The organism is Streptomyces sp. NPDC025638, from assembly GCF_055558775.1.
This window is the reverse complement of record NZ_JBVHLX010000019.1, coordinates 151,210-157,209: the sequence shown is the minus strand read 5'-3', so window position 1 is coordinate 157,209 and position 6,000 is coordinate 151,210. Positions and strand designations below refer to the sequence as shown.

Sequence of the window (6,000 nt, the reverse complement as noted above, 5' to 3'; positions counted from 1 at the left end):
CTCTCGGGCTTTCCTCCGGGCGCTTCCCTTCGGTCTTGCGTTTCCGACTCTATCAGATCTTTTCTCGACCCGATTTCCTCGGCGCTTTCCAGGTTTCCGCTCTCGCGTTTCCCTTTCCGGCGGTTCCGACTCTATCAGATCCTTTCGGGCCTGATTCCCAGTCAGCGGGATTTGCCTTCGCGGCCGTTGGGCCGTTCCGGCGAGTGAGACTTTAGCGGATTCCCGGCGCCCGAGCTAATCGGGGCCTGCGCCCTTTCGAACGCGGATTCCTCATTTCGCAAATACGCACGCCAAAGCACACGGCGACGGATCGCCGATTGATGGTTGGTACCTGCGGAATGGCTGTCCGGGGACCGGCCGGAGTCGGTGCTCACGTCGGACAACTCGGAGAACAGTACGTATCCGGTTGGGGTGTGTCAACTCACGGCCAGGTGACGCCCCAGGGGCGTACCCTGGTCGACGTGATGACGCGTACGTGCACCCAGCTGTGGTGGGCCGCCTGACGGCGGCCGTACTCACGTATGTACTCAACGGCCGCCGCCTCGGCGGCCGTTCTCGTATCCCCCTCCAGGGCTCCTGAGGGCCGGCCGGCCGGGACGGCGGTCTCGACCAGGAGGTGGAGCAGGGATGACACGGGTATTCAGCGGGATCAAGCCGACCGGGCACCTGACGCTGGGGAACTACCTGGGAGCCATGCGGCAGTGGGCCGCGGTGGACCAGCACCAGGCCGATGCGGTGTTCTGCATCGTCGATCTGCACGGCATGACCGTGGACCACGATCCGGCACGGTTGCGCAGGCTCACTCGTCAGGGGGCGACGCTGTTGCTCGCGGCGGGCCTCGATCCCGAGCTGTGCACCGTGTTCGTACAGAGTCATGTGGACGAACACGCGCGGCTGTCGTACGTGCTGGAGTGCGTGGCGACCGACGGCGAGATGCGGCGGATGATCCAGTACAAGGAGAAGGCCGCGCGGGAGCGGGGCAGGGGCGGGAGCGTGCGGCTGTCCTTGCTGACGTATCCGGTGCTGATGGCGGCGGACATCCTGGCGTACGGGGCGGACGAGGTTCCGGTGGGGGACGACCAGGCGCAGCACGTGGAGCTGGCCCGGGATCTGGCGGTGCGCTTCAACCAGCGGTACGGGCACACGTTCGTGGTGCCGAAGGCGACGCTTCCGCGGGTGGCCGCTCGGGTGATGAACCTGCAGGAGCCGATGTCGAAGATGGGGAAGTCGGACGATTCGGGGCCGGGCATCGTCTATCTGCTCGACGAGCCGGACGTGGTGCGCAAGAAGGTGATGCGGGCCGTGACCGACAGCGGGCGGGAGGTCGTGTACGACCGGGAGGGGCGGCCGGGGGTGACGAATCTGCTGGAGATTCTCGCTGCGTGCACGGGCGGGAACCCTGAGTCACTGGCGGACGTTCATCAGTCGTACGGCGCTTTGAAGAAGGACACCGCGGAGGCGGTGGTCGAGGTTCTCAGGCCCGTGCAGGCCAGGCACAAGGCGTTGTGTGCCGACCCGGGATATGTGGAGGAGGTGCTGCGGCATGGTGCGGAGAAGGCTCGGGCGATGGCGCGGCCGACCGTCGATACCGCCTATCGGGCGATCGGGCTGCTGCCGCCGGTGGCGGAGCCCGCGCTGAACGCGGCCCGGTAGGCGCGCGGGCTGGTGGCGAGGCGCGATGCGAAGTGCTGGCGCATCGTGACCTCGCTGCCGAAGCCGGCGCGGCGGGCGACCTCGGGCATGGGCAGGTCGGTGCGTTCGAGGAGTTTCTGGGCCGCGGCGATGCGCTGGTCCAGGAGCCAGCGCAGCGGTGTCGTGCCGGTGGCGGCCGTGAAGTGGCGGGCGAAGGTGCGCGGCGACATGCCCGCGCGGGCGGCCAGATCGGCGACCGTGAGCGGTTCGTGGAGGCGGCGCAGGGCGTGTTCCTGTACGGCGGCGAGGGTGTCGGCGTCGCGGTCCGCGCGCGGGGTGGGGTGCTCGATGAACTGTGCCTGGGTGCCGGTGCGGAAGGGGGCGGTGACCATCGAGCGGGCGATGGTGGCGGCCGCCTCAGCGCCGTGGGACCGGCGGACGAGGTGGAGGCAGAGGTCGATGCCGGCCGCGGTGCCGGCGGCGGTCCAGATGTTGTCGTCCTCGATGAAGAGGGCGTCGGGGACGACGGCGACACGGGGGTGGTGCGCGCGCAGGAGCTCGACGAGGTTCCAGTGGGTGATGGCTCGGCGGCCGTCGAGCAGGCCTGCCTGGGCGAGGGTGAAGGCGCCGCCGCAGAGGGCGGCGAGGGTGGTGCCGCGGGCGTGGGCGCGGCGGAGGGCGTCGAGGACGGGGGCGGGTGCGGGAGTGAGGTGGTCGTCGAGGCCGGGGACGACGATGAGATCGGCTCGGTTCAGCCAGTTGAGGGTGCGGTCGGCGTGCAGGGCGAAGCCGCCGCGCATGGGCATGGGGGTGGTGCTGTCGGTGGCGACTCTGCGCAGGTCGAAGGCGGGGGCGCCGCGGTCGGTGCGGTCGGTGCCCCAGACCTCGGTGATGACGGAGACGTCGAAGGCGCGGATACCGGGGAAGGCGACGAGGGCCACGCGGTACGGGGCTGCGGTCACGTGTGGCAGTAAACCATCGATCGCTGTCTTCTGCCCTTCTGGGGCGGGCGGGCCCGCGGCGGCAGGATCGAGGGCATGGAGATCGCAGAGAACGCAGCACTGGTGGTCGTCGACGTTCAGAAAGGCTTCGAGGAGGCCGAGTTCTGGGGGCCGCGCAACAACCCCGGGGCGGACGACAACATCGCCTCGTTGATCGACGAGTGGCAGTCGACGGGGCGGCCGGTCGTCTTCGTGCGGCACGACTCGTCGAAGCCGCAGTCGCCGTTGCGGCCGGGGTACGTGGGCAGTGACTTCAAGGACTATGTGGAGCAGCGGCGCGGGAAGGGGGCCGGCAGTGAGCTGCTGATCACGAAGACCGTGAACTCGGCCTTCCTCGGGACGCCGGATCTGGCGGCCTGGCTGGGGGCGCAGGGGATCGCGCAGGTGGTGCTGGCCGGGATCCAGACCAATATGTGCGTGGAGACGACCGCCCGGATGGGCGGCAATCTCGGGTTCGACGTGCTGGTCGCGTACGACGCGACGTACACCTTCGACCTGGAGGGGCCGTTCGGCTGGCGGCGCACCGCGGACGAGCTGGCGCGGGCGTCGGCGGTGTCCCTGCACGGGGGCGGCTTCGCGCGGGTGCTGACCACGAAGGAGATCGTGGACGCGGCGGGCTGAGGTGCCGCCCCCGTCGGGGAAGGTTCCGGGTCAGTCCTTCTTGCCGGAGGCCAGTTCGCGGCTGCGGTCGCGGGCGGCTTCGAGGGCGGCGATGAGGGCGGCCCGTACGCCGTGGTTCTCCAGTTCGCGGATGGCGCTGATGGTGGTGCCCGCGGGTGAGGTGACGTTCTCGCGGAGCTTGACCGGGTGTTCGCCGCTGTCGCGGAGCATCACCGCGGCGCCGATCGCCGACTGGACGATGAGGTCGTGGGCCTTGTCGCGGGGCAGGCCGAGGAGGATGCCGGCGTCGGTCATGGCTTCGACCAGGTAGAAGAAGTAGGCCGGGCCGGAGCCGGAGAGGGCGGTGCAGGCGTCCTGCTGGGACTCGGGGACGCGGAGCGTCTTGCCGACGGCGCCGAAGATCTCCTCGGCGTGGGCGACGTGGTCGGGGGTGGCGTGGCTGCCCGCGGAGATGACGGACATGGCCTCGTCGACGAGGGCGGGGGTGTTCGTCATGACACGGACGACCGGGGTGCCCGCGGCCAGGCGCTCCTCGAAGAAGGAGGTGGGGATGCCCGCGGCTCCGCTGATGACCAGGCGGTCGGTGGGGATGTGCGGGGCGAGTTCGTCGAGGAGGGCGCCCATGTCCTGCGGCTTGACCGTGAGGATCAGGGTGTCGGCGTTCTTGGCGGCCTCGGCGTTGCTGACGGGGGTGACTCCGTAGCGGGTGCGGAGTTCTTCGGCCCGTTCGGGGCGGCGGGCGGTGACCAGGAGGTCGGCGGGGGCCCAGCCGGCTCGGATCATTCCGCTGAGCAGGGCTTCGCCGATCTTGCCGGTGCCGAGGACTGCGACTTTCTGGGTCATGGTGCGGGTGCCCTCCGGGGGTTTGCGTCGTCCGGGTTCATCCTCGCACCGGTGCGGAGGGGAGGGCTTGGTTGTCCGGTGGGCGGAACGGGGGCCAGGGGGCTGGGGGGTGGGTTTTGCTTGCCCGCGCCGGCGGGGTGCCGCTGCGCCCACCCGTGCCGCTGGGGGTCCCCCCTGCTCGAAGAGCTTGGGGGAGGCACGACTGCCCGCAGCCACGGCGCTGTGGCTGTGGCGCCTATGCCGTCCGGCGTCGCAATGTGGCTGCTCCCAGGCCCAGTACCAGTACCGCGCAGCCGGCCACGATCAGGACGTCCCGGATGAAGGTCGTCGTCATGTCCGTGTGGCGCAGGACCTCGTTCATGCCGTCGACGGCGTAGGACATGGGGAGGGCGTCGGAGATGGCCTCCAGGACGGGGTGCATGTTGGAGCGGGGGGTGAACAGGCCGCAGAGCAGGAGTTGGGGGAAGATCACCGCGGGCATGAACTGGACCGCCTGGAATTCCGAGGCCGCGAAGGCGGAGACGAACAGGCCGAGGGCGGTGCCGAGCAGCGCGTCGAGCAGGGCGACCAGGAGCAGCAGCCATGCCGAGCCTGTGACGTCCAGGCCCAGGAACCACACGGCCAGGCCGGTGGCCAGTGCCGACTGGACGATGGCGAGGCCGCCGAAGGCGAGGGCGTAGCCGGCGATGAGGTCGCCCTTGCCGAGGGGCATGGCGAAGAGCCGTTCGAGGGTGCCCGAGGTGCGTTCGCGCAGGGTGGCGATGGACGTGACCAGGAACATCGTGATCAGCGGGAAGATCCCGAGCAGTGATGCGCCGATGTTGTCGAAGATGCGGGGGCTGCCGTCGAAGACATAGCGGAGCAGGAGCAGCATCAGGCAGGGGACGAGGATCATCAGCGCGATCGTGCGCGGGTCGTGGCGGAGCTGGCGCAGCACCCGGGTCGCGGTGGCGGTGGTCCGGGAGAGGTTCAGGGCGCTGGTGGGGGCGGGCGCGGTGGTGGTGCTCATCGGGCTGTCTCCTTGGTGCGGCCTGCGGCGACCGCCTCGTCCACCAGGTGCAGGAACGCCCCTTCGACGGTGTCGGCTCCGGTGCGGGTGCGCAGGGCGTCTGGGGTGTCGTCGGCGAGGATCTCGCCCTCACGCATGAGCAGGAGCCGGTGGCAGCGTTCGGCCTCGTCCATGACGTGGGAGGAGATGAGGAGGGTGGCGCCGCGGGTGGCGGCGATCTCGTGGAAGAGGTTCCACAGGTCGCGGCGCAGGACCGGGTCGAGACCGACGGTGGGTTCGTCGAGGACCAGGAGTTCGGGGGTGCCCAGCAGGGCCACCGCGAGGGAGACGCGGCTGCGCTGGCCGCCGGAGAGGTTGCCGGCGAGGGCGTCGGCGTGGCTGGTGAGGTCGACGTCGGTGATGACCCGGGTGACGTGCTCGCGGCGGCGCTCGGCGGCGGTGCGGCCGGGGTCGAGGATCGCCGCGAAGTAGGCGAGGTTCTGGCGGACCGTCAGGTCGTCGTAGACGGAGGGGGCCTGGGTGACGTAGCCGATGCGGGTGCGCAGGTAAGGGTCGCCGGCGGGGCGGCCGAGGACCTGGAGGGTGCCCGTGACCTTGGCCTGGGTGCCCACGATCGAGCGCATGAGGGTCGACTTGCCGCATCCCGAGGGGCCCAGCAGGCCGGTGATCTGGCCGCGGGGGACGGTGAAGTCGAGGTCGCGCAGGACGGTGCGGGGGCCACGGACGACCGTGAGGGCGGTGGCCTCGACGGCCGGGGTCTCCGGTGGCCCGGACGAGTAATTCATCATGCGATGAATAGTGCTCGCGGGGCGGGGTGCCGTCAAGTGGGGTGCGTTCGGTGGCACGCAGGGCGCTGCGGGGTGGCCGGAGGAGCGCGGTCCGTTCGTGCGCACC

The 6,000-nt window shown here is 70.4% G+C and carries 7 protein-coding genes; 2 read left to right on the top strand and 5 right to left on the bottom strand.

What is annotated here, in order from left to right; translation table 11 throughout:
• Positions 1-421 precede the first annotated feature (421 nt).
• Positions 422-634 (bottom strand): hypothetical protein, encoded by a 213-nt coding sequence (locus ACZ4EG_RS38115; protein WP_467793865.1) that lies wholly within the window; start codon positions 632-634, stop codon positions 422-424.
• Between ACZ4EG_RS38115 and trpS the strand changes: the two genes are divergently transcribed.
• On the top strand, positions 628-1,653 hold the full coding sequence (gene trpS / locus ACZ4EG_RS38110) for a tryptophan--tRNA ligase (protein ID WP_467793864.1): 1,026 nt from the start codon (positions 628-630) through the stop codon (positions 1,651-1,653). The genes ACZ4EG_RS38115 and trpS overlap by 7 nt on opposite strands.
• Here trpS and ACZ4EG_RS38105 read toward each other — a convergent pair.
• Positions 1,593-2,594: a GlxA family transcriptional regulator gene (locus ACZ4EG_RS38105; protein WP_467793863.1), complete on the bottom strand. Its 1,002-nt coding sequence runs from the start codon at positions 2,592-2,594 to the stop codon at positions 1,593-1,595. The two genes, trpS and ACZ4EG_RS38105, sit on opposite strands and share 61 nt — an antisense overlap.
• 75 nt (positions 2,595-2,669) lie before the next feature.
• Between ACZ4EG_RS38105 and ACZ4EG_RS38100 the strand changes: the two genes are divergently transcribed.
• A complete protein-coding gene (locus ACZ4EG_RS38100; RefSeq protein WP_467793862.1) occupies positions 2,670-3,254 on the top strand; it encodes a cysteine hydrolase family protein in 585 nt (194 codons plus the stop codon).
• A 30-nt stretch (positions 3,255-3,284) separates the two neighbouring features.
• Here the strand turns inward: ACZ4EG_RS38100 and proC are convergent, their stop codons facing one another.
• The 3 genes from proC to ACZ4EG_RS38085 all read right to left on the bottom strand — a co-directional run bounded on the left by proC (position 3,285) and on the right by ACZ4EG_RS38085 (position 5,894).
• The gene (proC, locus tag ACZ4EG_RS38095) at positions 3,285-4,097 is read right to left on the bottom strand and encodes a pyrroline-5-carboxylate reductase (protein ID WP_467793861.1); all 813 of its coding nucleotides are present in this window, start codon (positions 4,095-4,097) and stop codon (positions 3,285-3,287) included.
• Positions 4,098-4,332: 235 nt separating this feature from the next.
• Entirely contained in the window at positions 4,333-5,106 is a 774-nt protein-coding gene (locus tag ACZ4EG_RS38090; protein WP_467793860.1) for an ABC transporter permease, read from the bottom strand.
• Entirely contained in the window at positions 5,103-5,894 is a 792-nt protein-coding gene (locus ACZ4EG_RS38085) for an ABC transporter ATP-binding protein (RefSeq protein ID WP_467793859.1), read from the bottom strand. The genes ACZ4EG_RS38090 and ACZ4EG_RS38085 overlap by 4 nt, the downstream gene beginning before the upstream one ends.
• Between the last annotated feature and the right edge of the window lie 106 nt (positions 5,895-6,000).

Coding starts and splice junctions, on each gene's coding strand:
- trpS (WP_467793864.1), top strand. CDS start 628: ATGACACGGGTATTCAGCGGGATCAAGCCGACCGGGCACCTGACGCTG.
- ACZ4EG_RS38100 (WP_467793862.1), top strand. CDS start 2,670: ATGGAGATCGCAGAGAACGCAGCACTGGTGGTCGTCGACGTTCAGAAA.
- proC (WP_467793861.1), bottom strand. CDS start 4,097: ATGACCCAGAAAGTCGCAGTCCTCGGCACCGGCAAGATCGGCGAAGCC.
- ACZ4EG_RS38090 (WP_467793860.1), bottom strand. CDS start 5,106: ATGAGCACCACCACCGCGCCCGCCCCCACCAGCGCCCTGAACCTCTCC.
- ACZ4EG_RS38085 (WP_467793859.1), bottom strand. CDS start 5,894: ATGATGAATTACTCGTCCGGGCCACCGGAGACCCCGGCCGTCGAGGCC.